The sequence below is a fragment of the Luteitalea pratensis genome, from assembly GCF_001618865.1.
Lineage (GTDB): Bacteria > Acidobacteriota > Vicinamibacteria > Vicinamibacterales > Vicinamibacteraceae > Luteitalea > Luteitalea pratensis.
This window is the reverse complement of sequence record NZ_CP015136.1, coordinates 7,258,160-7,272,098: the sequence shown is the minus strand read 5'-3', so window position 1 is coordinate 7,272,098 and position 13,939 is coordinate 7,258,160. Positions and strand designations below refer to the sequence as shown.

The 13,939-nt window shown below is 66.7% G+C and carries 9 protein-coding genes; 1 reads left to right on the top strand and 8 read right to left on the bottom strand.

Going from position 1 to position 13,939, the window contains the following annotated elements; translation table 11 throughout:
* Positions 1-56: 56 nt before the first annotated feature.
* Entirely contained in the window at positions 57-5,009 is a 4,953-nt protein-coding gene (locus LuPra_RS30555) for a DUF3320 domain-containing protein (protein WP_110174281.1), read from the bottom strand.
* A 64-nt stretch (positions 5,010-5,073) separates the two neighbouring features.
* Positions 5,074-6,501: a hypothetical protein gene (locus LuPra_RS30550; RefSeq protein ID WP_110174280.1), complete on the bottom strand. Its 1,428-nt coding sequence runs from the start codon at positions 6,499-6,501 to the stop codon at positions 5,074-5,076.
* Positions 6,502-6,641: 140 nt separating this feature from the next.
* Between LuPra_RS30550 and LuPra_RS30545 the strand changes: the two genes are divergently transcribed.
* Positions 6,642-7,607 carry a hypothetical protein gene (locus LuPra_RS30545; protein ID WP_110174279.1) on the top strand — a complete coding sequence of 322 codons (966 nt, stop codon included), beginning with the start codon at positions 6,642-6,644 and terminating at the stop codon, positions 7,605-7,607.
* A 42-nt stretch (positions 7,608-7,649) separates the two neighbouring features.
* Here LuPra_RS30545 and LuPra_RS30540 read toward each other — a convergent pair whose 3' ends face one another.
* From LuPra_RS30540 to sufB, 6 genes are all read right to left on the bottom strand, one after another.
* Complete coding sequence (locus LuPra_RS30540) at positions 7,650-8,159, bottom strand: DUF59 domain-containing protein (RefSeq protein ID WP_110174278.1); 510 nt, start codon at positions 8,157-8,159, stop codon at positions 7,650-7,652.
* Positions 8,160-8,283: 124 nt separating this feature from the next.
* Positions 8,284-8,727, bottom strand: coding sequence for a Fe-S cluster assembly sulfur transfer protein SufU (sufU, locus tag LuPra_RS30535; RefSeq protein WP_110174277.1), 444 nt, complete (start codon positions 8,725-8,727; stop codon positions 8,284-8,286).
* A gap of 85 nt (positions 8,728-8,812) precedes the next feature.
* Positions 8,813-10,030, bottom strand: coding sequence for a cysteine desulfurase (locus tag LuPra_RS30530; RefSeq protein ID WP_110174276.1), 1,218 nt, complete (start codon positions 10,028-10,030; stop codon positions 8,813-8,815).
* A gap of 37 nt (positions 10,031-10,067) precedes the next feature.
* Positions 10,068-11,366 carry a Fe-S cluster assembly protein SufD gene (sufD, locus tag LuPra_RS30525; protein WP_110174275.1) on the bottom strand — a complete coding sequence of 433 codons (1,299 nt, stop codon included), beginning with the start codon at positions 11,364-11,366 and terminating at the stop codon, positions 10,068-10,070.
* A 104-nt stretch (positions 11,367-11,470) separates the two neighbouring features.
* Positions 11,471-12,226, bottom strand: coding sequence for a Fe-S cluster assembly ATPase SufC (gene sufC / locus LuPra_RS30520; protein WP_110174274.1), 756 nt, complete (start codon positions 12,224-12,226; stop codon positions 11,471-11,473).
* 179 nt (positions 12,227-12,405) lie between these two features.
* The gene (gene sufB, locus LuPra_RS30515) at positions 12,406-13,848 is read right to left on the bottom strand and encodes a Fe-S cluster assembly protein SufB (RefSeq protein ID WP_110174273.1); all 1,443 of its coding nucleotides are present in this window, start codon (positions 13,846-13,848) and stop codon (positions 12,406-12,408) included.
* Positions 13,849-13,939 lie beyond the last annotated feature (91 nt).

Here is a 13,939-nt window from a genome sequence, read left to right as displayed (position 1 = left end):
CCTACGCATCGTCTGCCTACGGACGTCGGCCGCTCTCGGAACCGCCTGCCCTCGGTTCACGTCGACGCAGGCGGGTCCAGGAGCCGATAGCCGGCGCTGCCTTCCCCGATCTCGCCGCTCGCAAGCAGCCGGCCGATTGCCGCATCCAGCGCGGCCGACAGCGTACTGCCGGTGCGCTCGAAGCCGAGCAATGTCCGCGCCCCGGTCAGCAGGGCGTCGTGCCGAACCGACTGCCCGCCCTCGAGCGCCGCTCGCAGGGCCGCGTCGTATTCTTCGGTCGCGATGCGGTCCGCGCCGATGCCGCTGCCCGAATGATCCCGAACGCGCACGCTTCCTGCCGGCTGCCAGAGGAACTCGCCGCGACGCTCGACCGATCCCCGCACGGCCGCGTCTGCGCACGCCGCGAGCACGTGCGCACGGACCCGAGTACCCGCACGCTGGCCGAAGTAGCCCGTCACCCGGCTCACGAGATCGTCCTCATGCACCGGTGATTCGACGCCGACGACGTGCGCGACGATCGACGCCAACTGCCGCGCGTCGCACTCGAGTACGTCGCCGGCCGGCAGCGAGGGCGGCGGTGCCTTTCTGTAAGGTAGGGCCCGCTCTCCGACTTGTCCGCCGGAGCCTTGGCGAAGGTGGAGGGGGCCAGCGCCTGGACCACGGACGCGGTCATTCGTGGCGTCGGATCCCAAGGGCTCCACGACCGCATGAATCGGTGGCGAGTTCGGAACATTGGGGTCATGGCCGGCTCCCGCCTCCGCCAAGGCTTCGGCGCGCGGGCGGAGAGCCGGCCCTACCTTTGCGGTCTCGTCATTCGCTTGTTCGAGGGTCGCGGCGGGTCGCGTCGCACGCGCGTCGGCGATCGCCTTTTCGAGTCGTTCCATCTGGCCCGCTCGATCCTTGAACCAGTCGGTGCTCCATAGCCGCACGATGGTCCAGCCGCGTGCTTCCAGCACCTGCTGACGCAGCCGGTCCCGATCCCGCGCGGTGTCGGACGCGTGGTAAGCCACACCATCACATTCGAGCCCCAGCAGGAACCGGCCCGGTGCATCAGGGTCACGCACCCCGATGTCGATGCGATAGCCGGCGACGCCCACCTGCGGCTGCACGACGTGGCCGCGCCGCGTCAGATCGGCGACGACCTCGCGTTCGAACGGGGACTCGGTGAGCGCGGCGGCGACGATCGACGGGTGATCGAGTCTGCCGGACTCTGCATACTCGAGGAAGCCCTTGAGCAGCGGGCCCCCTTTCGACTGGCCTTCCTGGATGTCGCTGGCCCGCATCGACGAGAAGACGCGCATCGCTCGCCGCGCGCGCGTCGTCAGCACGTTGAGACGCCGCCAGCCGTTCTCGCCGTTGAGCGGACCAAAGTTCTGTCGCAGGCGGCCATCGCGTCCCTTCGCGTAGGTGACGCTGAGGAAGATCACGTCGCGCTCGTCGCCCTGGATGTTCTCCAGGTTCTTCACGAAGAACGGTTCGTCGCGGCTGCGATCGAAGAACAGCTCGATATCCGGCTCATCGCGCCGTCGCTCCTCGAGCAGATCCTGGATCGCCAGCTGCTGGCGCAGGTTGAATGTGCCGACGCCAAGCGACAAGGGACGCACACCGGCTCTCGCTCCGGCCAGTTGTTCGCGGGCGAACCGGACGACCGCGTCGGCGACGCGACGTGCTTCGGCGAGATTCAGGCCCTTGCCTTCGTAGATACCGCCGCTCACGTGCTCGAAACGAAGGCCCAGGCGATCGGACAGCGGTTCGACACTGGGGAAGGTCAGCAGGTCGCCGTCGTAGAAGCTGACGTTCGAGAACGAGATCAGTGACTCGTGCGCGCTACGGTAGTGCCACTTCAACCGGCTCATGGGCACGCCGCAGCCCATGAACGCCTCGAGGATGCTCTCGGCGTCGGGGACGTCGACGCCGTCTTCGCTATCGGTCACGGCGGGCGTATCGTGCGGGCTCGCGAAGAAACTCGTCGGCGGCAACTGTTTCGGGTCACCGACGACCACGAGCTGAGCGCCGCGAACGATGGAGCCGATCGCATCCTCCGGAGGTAACTGCGACGCCTCGTCGAACACGACGAGATCGAAGGTCGGCGTCTCGCCTTTCGTGAACTGGGCGACCGACAATGGGCTCATCAGGAACACGGGCTTGATGGCACGTACGGCTGGCGCGGCCAGCCGCAGCGTCTCGCGGATCGGCCGGTGATTGCGTTGCTTCGCCATCTCGCGCCGAAGCACCGGCATCACCGCCTCGACGGCGTCATCCCGGAGCGACGTCTGCACCCGTGCCCGCAGCGATGTGACAAGCCGCGAGCGGTTGTCGGCGAGCACGCGCCGGTCCAGGTCGCGGAACTCGCGCACGCGCTGCTCGTGGGTGAGCGCCTGGAAGCGGGCCAACGCTGGCCGGTCCTCGACGCACCTGGCCAGCCACGCAAACCAGAACGCACGACGCAACGCACGCGGCAGGTCCGCATACCGCACACGATCGGCTTCCGCCAGATCCACCAACGGGGCGGCAATCGTCTCGCGCGCCTCTTGCGTGGCCGCAACGAAGGCGCCCCACCGGGCCGCCCGGTGTGACTCGGAAACGAGTCCGGACACCCGCACCTGCAACTCGGCGAGCGGAAGCATCACCAACGCTTGCCGGTCCGCTCGCCACTGCACCATGGTGGCCAGTCGCTCCACCGCGGTGATCAGTGCCGTCGCGCGCACCTCGAGCCGGTGAGCGGTCGCCATGTCGACGCGACCCTGGGCAGCGACCGTCAGGGTCACCGCCGATAGCGGCGTGCTGACGTGCACCTGGCGAAGCGACGACACCCAGCGCGCGTAGGCCTCGAGCTTTGCAACATCGGACGCGGTGCCCTGCCAGAGCACTCCGAACAACGCCGTGCCGCGATCGTGTGCCACCTCCAGTGTGGCGCGCGTCTCCCGCAGGGCCACGACCGACTTGAGGTCATGCGCCTGCGCCGCATAGGAGGGGACGTACGTGGGCTGCCGTTGCGCTGCCCATCGCGTGCGGATCGCGCGCTGCCGACTATCGAGCCACCACAAGAGCGACGCCAGCACGCCCGACCTGCTCTCGATGTACGCGATGTCGCCGGCATGGTCGTCCTGCAGCACGCCGGGCAGGAACCGCTCGCTCACCTCGGCAGTCAGCCGCTGGGCCTCGCTCGCCCTCTCGATCAGGTCGAGGGCCTCGCGCGGAACCGTGTTCCAGTCGGCGCTTTCGATGACGTCACGCGGCGCACCCGGCGACTGTCGCAACAGGTCCATGACGACTCGCACGCGTCCGAGATCGGCGAGGCTCTCGAGCGCGGGAAGGCCGAGTGCGGCCGTCGCGTCTGCCGACGCAGCCTCGACGCCAGCAACACCATCGGCCACGCCCCTGGCCGCTTCGACGACGGCGTCGAGCTGGTCCTGTGGATAGAAAGTATGCGAGGTATCGCGCCAGGGATGCGTGGAGATGTCTCCCGCGGCTGCAGCGGCCGCGGCGAGCGATTGCAGGCGTGCATCGGCCAGGTCCAGCGCCGATTGCGTCACCTGGACAGGATCGCCGGTCCAGTCGACCCGAGGGGCATCGAGCACTCCGGCCAGTTGCCCGTACGCGCTGAAGGGCGTCGTATCGATGGCACCGAAACGCTTGTGTACCGCCTCGACGTACCTTCCGAGCGTCGCGCGAACGTCCGGCAGTTTTGCCGCGGCATCCCCGGGGGTGGCGCCGCGTTGCAATGACGCGTCCAGCGCGGCGGCGATGCTCTTGATCACCTCGCGCTTGCTCGAACGCGTCGAGTGCAATTCCAGGCAGAACTCACCGAGACCCGCGTGCTGCAGTCGCTGGTGCACGATATCCAGGGCAGCCATCTTCTCGGCGACAAACAGCACGGTCTTGCCGGCGTGCAGCGTCTGCGCCACGAGGTTGGTGATCGTCTGCGACTTGCCCGTTCCGGGTGGACCTTCGACGACGAGGTCGTAGCCCCGCTCGGCCGCTGCAAGGGCCCGTTGCTGGCTGCCATCGGCGTCCACTACATGTGCGCCACGCTCCGGTGGATACTCGTCGTCCAGCGTCGCAGTGCGCACGTCGTCTGGCAGGCCGAGGCCGCCACCGGTCACCGCCCCGCGCCGGGTGATGAGCTGATGGACGAGGCGATGCTGCGTCACGGCAGCGGCATTCGCCTCGAGGTCCTTGTACATCACCAGTTTCTGGAACGAGAACAGCCCGAGGTAGATGTCGTTGGTGATCCGCCAGCGCGGTTCTGCTCTCGCCACGGACAGCTTGTCGATGACTGCTTGCGCCTCGAGAAACAGTGACTGGAGCGAAGCGCCCTCGCCGGTCGGCAGTTCGGGGAGCGCGAGATTGTGCTGGCGTCGCAGCAACTCGGCGAGGGCCGGGTTGACCATCGGTTCGCCGTCGCCAACGCTGAGGGCGAATGGCGATCGCGCCGACTCGCGTCGCAGGGACGCTGGCAGCAGGACCAGGGGCGCCTTGAAGATCTCGTCCGACGCTTCGGCCTCCGTGTAGTGGAGCAGGCCCAGCGCCAGGAAGAGCGTGTTCACGCCTTGTTCCTCGAGCGAGAGCCGCGCCTGCTCCTCGATGCGACGCAGCGAACGATCGAGGGCCTCGGGCTCGAGGCTCGTCTGCAGCACCGTGTCCAGGTGCATGCCGGGCAGCGAGTCCGGAGCGTATGGTTCGAACGTCCGCCCCTCGGGCGCATGCTCGGCATCGTCGAACGGATCGTCGGCCTCGCCAGCGTTTGCCGATTTGGCAGGTTCGTCGGCCCGTGGGCGTGCGGCAGACGATGCCGGCTGGGGCGCGGCGGCGAACGTCAGCGCCCTCTCCTCGTCGTAGAGCAGGCGATAGATCTCGGCAGGCTGCTCGTCGACCACGGCGATCGTGGAGACTTTCAGGGCCCGGAAGTTGAGGGCCCGGTTGCGGCGCGTGAGGTCGAGCAGTTGCCGTTTCCACGTATCGAGCGACGCATTGACGATGGCTTGCACGGACTCGGGAGTGGGCACGGGGGGAGTTTAGGGGAATGCCGGGAATGCCGGGAATGCCGAATGCCGGAATGTCGAGAGCCTGCTACCGCCCGCCGACACCGGCCGCGACCCACAGGCCTGGCCCGGGCGTCTCGACGAGCAAGGGCGCGCCGCCGGCCCACGTCGTCGCAGGACCCCAGTCGCCAGTGTCAATCGAGATCCAGCGAACGTTCAGCGGCCGCGTGACCGACGTCAGATCCACCACGACTTTGCCGGGCGCCGGGAAGAATAGCGCGCAGCCACCGTCGGCGGCCATGGCGAGATACGCCGCATCCGCGGCGCGCTCACGCAGACGTTCGTTGGCCGGTGTCAGCGCCCACGGCTTGACCACGCTTTCGAGCTTGCGGGCGGCGCGAATCGCCGCCGCTGCCTTCGGCGAGAAGCCGAGCCCCGATTTCGGCCGATGGAACCGCATCGCCGCCGCGCCGCCAATCAGGTGACGCCACCAGCGCTGCAGGCCGTCGAGGTCCGTGCCGTACGGGCCCTCGTCTGAGCCATAGGTCTTCACGGTGTTGATCGGGCGGAGTCGGGCGGACAGGTGCTGGCGAACCCACTGGAAGTTGTCCCAGTGCGCCTGCCCCTTCTGGTGATTGTTCTGCGACACGTCCACGAACGTGTATCGCTCGGGATGGTCGAACGTCCGGCGATGTTGCGATCCCTTCAGATCGTGGTCGTCCCACATCTCGGTCACGTATGCTTCGACGCCGGCGCGGCTGGCGCGCTCACGAATGAAGTCCGCCCAGTACGTGCTCCACAACTCGTCGCCCGAGGTCTCGTTGTCGATGCAGTACAGCACGTGTGGCTGCGGCAGCGTGCGCGTCAGCACCTGCTCGGCAAAGCGTTGCTGCACGGCCAGCAGCGGCTTGATGTTGCGCTGGGCGGGGGTGCTGAAGAAGAAGGGCTGCTCATTGGTGCCCGGATGGTTCGGGTAGTCGCGTGCCAGCCCTGTGCTCTCGGCCGTGTACGTCCGCGTATTGGCGGGGTTGTAGGGGTGCGGTCCCCAGTTGTTGCGCGAGTAGTCGAACCGATCCCACAGTTCGATCTGGACGATGATGTCGCGCTCACGCGTGAGAGCCAGGAGCCGATCGAACCGGGCCCAGTACTCCCCGTTCCACTGCGTCAGGTCGTACGTCCCGTCGGCCGTCTGCGCGAACGGGTACACCTCGAAACCGCCATCGCGGCGGTCGCTCATCGTATTGCGGATGTAGTTGGCGCCGGCCGCCTTCATCTCGTCGAGGTGAGCCTGCAGGTCCGGGATCTGGAACAGGTTGTCGTCCTTGCTGCCGCCAAGCAGGAGGACCGGAGCGCCGCGGTACTGCCAGTACGAAGAGTTGGCCGGCCATGGCCTGATCCGGCCCGGATCGGCGGCCGCCGGCTGCCCCGAGCCCAGGGCCTGCGTCTGGCGCCGCGTGATGGCCGTCGTCAACAGGGCCGTGGCGCCGGCCAGAAGGGCACGACGGGTGTGTGCCATCGAACGAGTGTATCGCCACGCGCCGCTTGAACGAGATTCCCCATTCTGCCGATTCACGCATGGTCCAGCTCCGGGTTGTTCGCCGGTCCGAGGACAGACGTTGTTCTTGGTTGAGCCGCGCTACCTCGGAGCCTCTTGCCGTGCGAACGAACCTGACCCTCTCCTCGTTCCTGACCGTGTCTGCCTTGCTGGGCGTCGCCATCCCGGCCGCTGCCCAGAACCAGGCCGCCCTCGAAAAGGCCTTTGAAGGCCGCGATGTGGTCGTACTGATGGACATGCCGGCGAGCCACACCGGCGTGGATCTGTACCTGCAGCGCGAGCCGGAGATCGAGTTCGGCGAGTACGCCCGCCGGATGAAGGCCTATGGCGTGGCCCTCCGCAAGGAAGACCGCGTCATGATCACGACCATCAAGGTGAACAAGAAGAATATCGAGATTCACCTTGGCGGCGGCGGATACGGCACGTGGGGGGACGACACCGGCACCGTCGCGCCGGAGTACGTCGGCAAGTCCAAGCGCGAGTCGGACCTCGAGAAGGAGCGCAAGAACACCACCGACGCCGAGCGGCGCCGGCGTATCGACCGCGAACTCTCGTACCTGCGGGAGGAGCGTGAGCGGGAGGAGCGCGCCAACAAGCGCGAGGCAGAGGCCCTGACCGCGATCAAGCAGCGTGAGATCGCCACCAAGCGCCTCGACGGCGGCTCGCGCTTCAACATCTGGTACGCCGACAAGCGGCTCGAGAAGTGGGCCCCGACGCCCGAAGAGCTGATGCTGTCGCTGGCGAGCTATCTCGACTTCGGCGGCAATGGCGACGGCATTCCGGGCGTGGTGCGTGGCACGGCCGGCAATCGCCTGGCTGCAGGCAGCCCGCAGGGCTCCTCGTCTGCCACGGCTCGTCCGCGCGACATCGAGAGCGCCGCGACGGCGCTGAAGCGCGGCATGGGCACCGCGGAGGTGCACGACCTGCTCGGCGCGCCGACCCGCCGGCGATCAAGCAAGCAGGGGGATCTCGAGTCGGTCGTCGAGACGTGGGAGACCACCGACAGCGTCACCGAAGTGACCTTCGTCGGCGGCGTCGTCGTGAAGTTCACCTCGTCGAGCAAGTGACGCCAGCGGGCGCCAGGGCCCTGCGGGTGCAGGTGATTCGCTTCAGAACATCCCGAGCGCCATCTTGGCGTCGTCCGACATCAGGTCCTTGGTCCACGACGGTTCCCACACGACCTCGACGAAAGCATCGGTGACGCCCTCGAGCGCCTTCACCTTGTAGCGGACCTCACTCGGCAGCTGCTGCGCCGACGGGCACGCCGGCGATGTGAGGGTCATCTCGACCTTCACACGGCTGTCGGCGTCGGCCTCGATCTTGTAGATCAGGCCGAGTTCGTAGATGTTCACCGGGATCTCCGGGTCGAACACGGTGCTGATCGCTTCCACCACCTTCGGCGTCAGCTCCGCCGTGCGCGCGTCATCCTTCGGCCCGATTTGCGGGCCTCCGCCGGCGGGTGCCGCTGGCGGCTCCAGCAGGGCGCCTACATCGAGGCCGTGCCCGTCCGGCTTGGGCACGTCCGGCGTTTCGACCGGAGCGGCAAGCGGGTTGTCGGCTGGCGCTGGGGTCGGCTCGGGTGTCGTGCTGCCAGATTTCTTGAAAAGCGACGAGAACATGGGAGAGGCCTCGAGAATTTCAGACGTTCACAATTTCAGAATTTCACTTACCACAACGACCTTCGGGAGCGTCGGCGCTGTTGGTGCAGCGGTGAAATTCCTGCAATTGTGAAATTGCAGGGTGCTACTCGGTGCTGACCGTCGCATCCGCGCCTTCGATCGCGGCCTGCAGCGCGTGCCACGCCAGCATCGCGCACTTCACGCGCGACGGGTACTCCGACACGCCAGACAACACGACGAGCTTGCCGATCTTCTCGTCGTCAGGTTCGGCCTTGCCCGTGACCGTTTCCTGGAAGGTCGAGAACAGGTCGCGGACTTCCGCGGCCGTGTGACCGGTGACCGCTTCGGTCATCAACGATGCCGACGCCTTGCTGATCGCGCAACCATTGCCGGTGAAGCGCGCCTCTGCGACCTTGCCGTCTTCCATGCGCACGTACACGCTGACGCGGTCGCCGCACATCGGGTTGTGACCGGCCGCGTGCGAGCCGCCGTCGATCACGCCGAAATTGCGCGGGCGCTTGTTGTGGTCCAGGATGACTTCCTGGTAGAGATCGCGAAGGTCGGTCATCGTTGGCCTATGGCCTGCTGCCTACAGGCGACGTGCTTTTGGCAGGCCGCAGGCGGTAGGCTGCAGCCTGCGAAGGTCATGTTGCTCACGAGAAGAACCCCTGCACCTTCTTGACGCTCGCGACCAGCGCGTCCACATCGGCCGGCGTGTTGTAGAGCCCGAACGAGGCCCGCACGGTGGACGTGATCCCGTAATAGTCCATGACTGGCTGTGCGCAATGCTGGCCTGTACGCACGGCCACGCCGTCCTGATCGAGGAACGTGCCGACGTCGTGCGGGTGCACGTCACCGACCAGGAACGACACCACGCCAGCACGCTCGGGCGCGCGGCCAACGAACTGGATGCCGTCCAGGGCCGCCAGTCCGGCCGTCGCCTGCTCGAGCAGTGCGTGTTCGTGCGCCGCGATCTCACGCAGGTCGAAACGCGACAGGAAGTCCACCGCGGCACCGAACCCCACCACGCCCGCGATGTTGGGTGTGCCGGCCTCGAACTTGTACGGCACCTTGTTGTACTCGGTGTGCTCGAAGGTCACCGACGCAATCATGTCGCCGCCACCCATCCATGGCGGCATCGACTCGAGCAGTTCCTTGCGGCCGTAGAGCGCGCCAATCCCTGTCGGTCCGTACATCTTGTGCGCCGAGCACGTGTAGAAGTCGCAGTCGAGCTCCTGCACGTCGACGGTCATGTGCGGTGCTGCCTGGGCGCCATCGAGCAGGACTGGCACGCCGTGGGCGCGCGCCAGCGCAATCACGTCTCGCACCGGGTTGACGGTGCCGAGCGCATTGGAGACGTGGATGACCGACACCAGCGCCGTGCGCGGCCCGATCAGCCGCGCACACTCCGCCATGTCGAGCACGCCTGCGTCATCCATCGGCACCACGCGCAGGACGGCGCCGGTCTGCTGCGCCACCAGTTGCCACGGCACGATGTTGGAGTGGTGCTCCATGCGCGTGACGACGATCTCGTCGCCGGGCTTCAGGCGCGGCCTGGCGTAGCTGTACGCGACGAGGTTGATGGCCTCGGTGCACCCGCGTGTGAAGACGATCTCGGCCGATTCACGGGCATTGAAGAAGCGCGCAATGCGCTCCCGCGCGCCTTCGTAGGCCTTGGTCGCACGCTCGCTGAGCAGGTGCGTCGCGCGGTGGATGTTGGCGTTGTCGGCGCGGTAGTAGTGGTCCAGCGCCTCGAGCACCGACAGTGGCTTCTGCGTCGTGTTCGCGTTGTCGAGATACACGAGGGGCTTGCCGTGGACTTGCTGGTCCAGGATAGGGAACTCGCGTCGGACAGCAGCAGCGTCGAACATTCGGCCTTCACGGGAGGGGCGCCTCGGAGAGGCGCCCCTACCTCAATGGCAGGCGCGTCAGCAGCACCTGCTCCAGCGCGTGACGCACGGCGTCGATCCGGATGTTCTCCACGACCGACTCGGCGAAGGCGTGGATCAGGAGGGCGCGGGCGTCGTCCTTGCCGATGCCGCGGGCGCGCAGGTAGAACAGCGCCTCGGCGCTGAGCTGACCGACGGTCGCCCCGTGCGTGCATTTCACGTCGTCGGCAAAGATCTCCAGCTGCGGCTTGGTGTCGATGGTCGCGTCATCGGAGAGCAGCAGCACCTGGTTGGTCTGCTTCGCGTCGGTCTTCTGCGCGTCCTCGCGCACGAAGATCTTGCCGTTGAACACGCCCCGGCTGTGGCCGTCGAGCACGCCCTTGTAGATCTCGTAGCTGTGGCAATGCGGCTTGGCGTGATCGATTGCCGTGTGGTTGTCCACGAGCCGGTCGCCGTCGGCCAGGTACAGCCCGTTCACCGTGCACTCGATGCCCTCGCCGTCCAGCGTCGCGTTGATGTCGTTGCGCGTGAGCCGGCCGCCGAGCGAGATGTTGTGGGTCGCGAACACCGAGGCGCGTGCCAACTGCATGTGCGTGCTCGAGACATGGTGCCCCTGCAGGCTCTCGCGGTTCACCTTGTAGTGGTCGACGTGCGCGCCTTCGGCCGAGATGACTTCGGTGATGGCGTTGGTCACGTACGTCGAGTCGGTGCCCGCGAAGCTCTCGACGAACGAGAGCTGGCTGTTGGCACCGGCAATCACCAGCGTGCGCGGATAGGATGCGCCGGCGCCAGTCGAGAAATACAGCACGTGAACAGGCGTCGCGACGACGGCATTGGCGTCGACGACGATGGCGGTGCCGTCCGTGAACCATGCGTCGTTGAGGGCCGTGAAGCCCTGCTGACGGAAACGGATGGCGGTGCCGAGATGCCGCTGCAGCGTGTCCGGATCAGCCTCGAGCATCGCCGCGATCGAACTCACGCGGATGCCGGCAGGCAAGGCGTGCAGCCGCGACAGCGCCACGGAGTAGTGTCCGTTGACGAACACCAGCTGCGGTCCTTCGAACTCGCGGAACAGGAAGCCGTCGACGACGCCCGTGTCGGCCAGGGCCGAGGCCACCGGCTGCGGCGCCACGTCGGTGATACCGGTGATCGGCGTGAACCGCCATTCCTCCCGCCGTGTCGTCGGCAGGCCCTCGTCCCGGAACGTGGCGGCCGCGCTGGCACGGCTGGCGCGCAGCCACGCAGGCTCGCTCGCGCGCGCGGCGGTGAACTCGTCGAATCCCGTCAGCAGGGAATCCTGGGCAGCAATTGGTGACATCGTCAGTTGGTAGGGCCGGCTGTCCCAGCCGGCCGGTTCTTTCTCGGGCTACCCGCCTTCGCCATGGGTTTCGGCGGGCAAGCAGGCTGCGTAAATCAATCCGTCTACGCGGTGACCGTTGCGCCTTCGATCCAGCCGTAGCCCTTCGCCTCGAGTTCGAGCGCCAGCTCCTTGCCGCCGCTCTTGACGATGCGCCCCTCGGAGAGCACGTGCACGAAATCCGGGACGATGAAGTTCAGCAAGCGCTGGTAGTGCGTGACCACGATGACCGCGCGTTCCGGGTTCCGGAGCGCGTTGACGCCTGCGGCAACGACCTGCAGCGCGTCGATGTCGAGGCCGGAGTCGGTCTCGTCGAGGATGCACAGCTTGGGCTCGAGAACGGCCATCTGGAAGATCTCGTTGCGCTTCTTTTCGCCGCCCGAGAAGCCCTCGTTGACGGAGCGCTGCATGAAGCTCGGGTCCATCCGCAGCAGCTTCATCTTCTCCTTCATGTGGCGGGCGAACTCCATCGCGTCGAGCGACGGCAGACCGCGGTGCTGACGGATGGCGTTGAGCGCCGCCTTCAGGAAGTAGCTGTTGTTGACCCCCGGGATCTCGACCGGGTACTGGAACGCCAGGAACACGCCCGCGCGGGCGCGCTCCTCGGGGTCCATGTCGAGGAGATCCTTGCCCTCGAACAGGACCTCGCCGCCGGTGACCTCGTACGCGTCGCGGCCCGCCAACACGCTGGCCAGCGTGCTCTTGCCGGAGCCATTGGGCCCCATGATGGCGTGCACTTCACCGGCGTTCACGCTCAGCGTGATGCCCTTGAGGATGTCCTTGTCTTCGACGCGCGCTTGAAGGTTCTTGATCGTCAGCATGTTCGTTGTCACCGCCGGCCGTCGGCATTCGGCCGTCGGCCCTCGCAAAATCACCCGACCCGTCGGCACCGCCTCGGGTCCTCGCACTGTGTTCGTGGCTTCCGAAGGCCGACCTGTCCGCCGCAGCCGTGGCGAAGGCGGAAGGCCGACCGACGAAGGCCGTGTGTGGAGTGTCGGCGCTAGCCGACGCTCCCCTCGAGACTGATGCCGAGGAGCTTCTGCGCCTCGACGGCGAACTCCATCGGGAGCTCGCGGAACACTTCCTTGCAGAAGCCGTTGACGATGATGTTGACGGCATCCTCGGCCGAGAGCCCGCGCTGGCGGCAGTAGAAGATCTGGTCCTCCCCGATCTTCGACGTCGACGCCTCGTGCTCCACCGTGGAAGTGGTGTTCTTCACCTCGATGTACGGGAACGTGTGCGCGCCGCAGCGGTCGCCGATGAGCAGCGAGTCGCACTGCGAGTAGTTGCGCGAACCCTCGGCGCCCTTGGCGATCTTGACCTGTCCGCGATAGGTGTTCTGGCCTTTGCCGGCCGAGATGCCCTTGCTGACGATCGTGCTCTTCGTGTTCTTGCCGAGGTGCACCATCTTGGTGCCGGTGTCGGCCTGCTGGCGATTGTTGGTCACCGCCACCGAGTAGAACTCGCCGACCGAGTTGTCGCCCTGCAGGATGCAGCTCGGGTACTTCCAGGTGATGGCCGACCCCGTCTCCACCTGCGTCCACGTGATCTTGGCGTTGGTCATCGCCTTGCCACGCTTGGTGACGAAGTTGTAGATGCCACCCTTGCCGTCCTTGTCGCCGGGGTACCAGTTCTGGACGGTGGAGTACTTGATCGTGGCGCCATCGAGAGCCACGAGCTCGACGACGGCGGCGTGCAGCTGGTGCTCGTCACGCATCGGCGCCGTGCAGCCTTCGAGGTAGCTGACGTACGCGCCCTCGTCGGCGACGATCAGCGTCCGCTCGAACTGACCGGTGCCCTTGGCATTGATGCGGAAGTACGTGGACAGCTCCATCGGGCAGCGCACGCCCTTCGGCACGTACACGAAGGAGCCGTCGCTGAACACGGCGGAGTTGAGGGCGGCGTAGAAGTTGTCGGTGTGCGGGACGACCGAACCCACGTACTTGCGCACGAGGTCCGGGTGTTCGCGCACCGCCTCCGAGAACGAGCAGAAGATGATGCCGAGGTCGGCGAGCTTCTGCTTGAACGTGGTGGCCACCGAGACGCTGTCGAACACGGCGTCGACGGCAACGCCGGCCAGCGCCATCTGCTCAGCCAGCGGGATACCGAGCTTGTCGAACGTGGCGCGCACTTCCGGATCGACCTCGTCGAGGCTGTTCAGCTGCTTCCTGGGCTTCGGGGCCGAGTAGTAGCTGATGTCCTGGAAGTCCACCGGCGGGTAGTGCACGTTCGACCAGTCCGGGTACGCCATCTTCTGCCACGCCCGGTAGGACTTGAGACGCCACTCGAGCATCCATTCCGGCTCCTCCTTGCGGAGGGAGATGGCGCGCACCGTGTCCTCGTCGAGGCCCGGCGGCAGCTGATCCGCGTCGACGTCAGTGGTGAACCCGTACTTGTATTCCTGGGTCGCAAGCTGCTCGATGGTGTCGGTAGAAGTGCTCATAAGTCTTCCTTCTGGGTCGGCTTCTGGGAGCCCCATCCCGGAATGGTTCGGACGCCGCGGGCAGTCGCTGCGGTGTTACTGGGCCTTTGAC

Coding starts and splice junctions, on each gene's coding strand:
- LuPra_RS30550 (WP_110174280.1), bottom strand. CDS start 6,501: ATGGCACACACCCGTCGTGCCCTTCTGGCCGGCGCCACGGCCCTGTTG.
- sufU (WP_110174277.1), bottom strand. CDS start 8,727: ATGACCGACCTTCGCGATCTCTACCAGGAAGTCATCCTGGACCACAAC.
- sufB (WP_110174273.1), bottom strand. CDS start 13,848: ATGAGCACTTCTACCGACACCATCGAGCAGCTTGCGACCCAGGAATAC.
- sufC (WP_110174274.1), bottom strand. CDS start 12,226: ATGCTGACGATCAAGAACCTTCAAGCGCGCGTCGAAGACAAGGACATC.
- sufD (WP_110174275.1), bottom strand. CDS start 11,366: ATGTCACCAATTGCTGCCCAGGATTCCCTGCTGACGGGATTCGACGAG.
- LuPra_RS30530 (WP_110174276.1), bottom strand. CDS start 10,030: ATGTTCGACGCTGCTGCTGTCCGACGCGAGTTCCCTATCCTGGACCAG.
- LuPra_RS30540 (WP_110174278.1), bottom strand. CDS start 8,159: ATGTTCTCGTCGCTTTTCAAGAAATCTGGCAGCACGACACCCGAGCCG.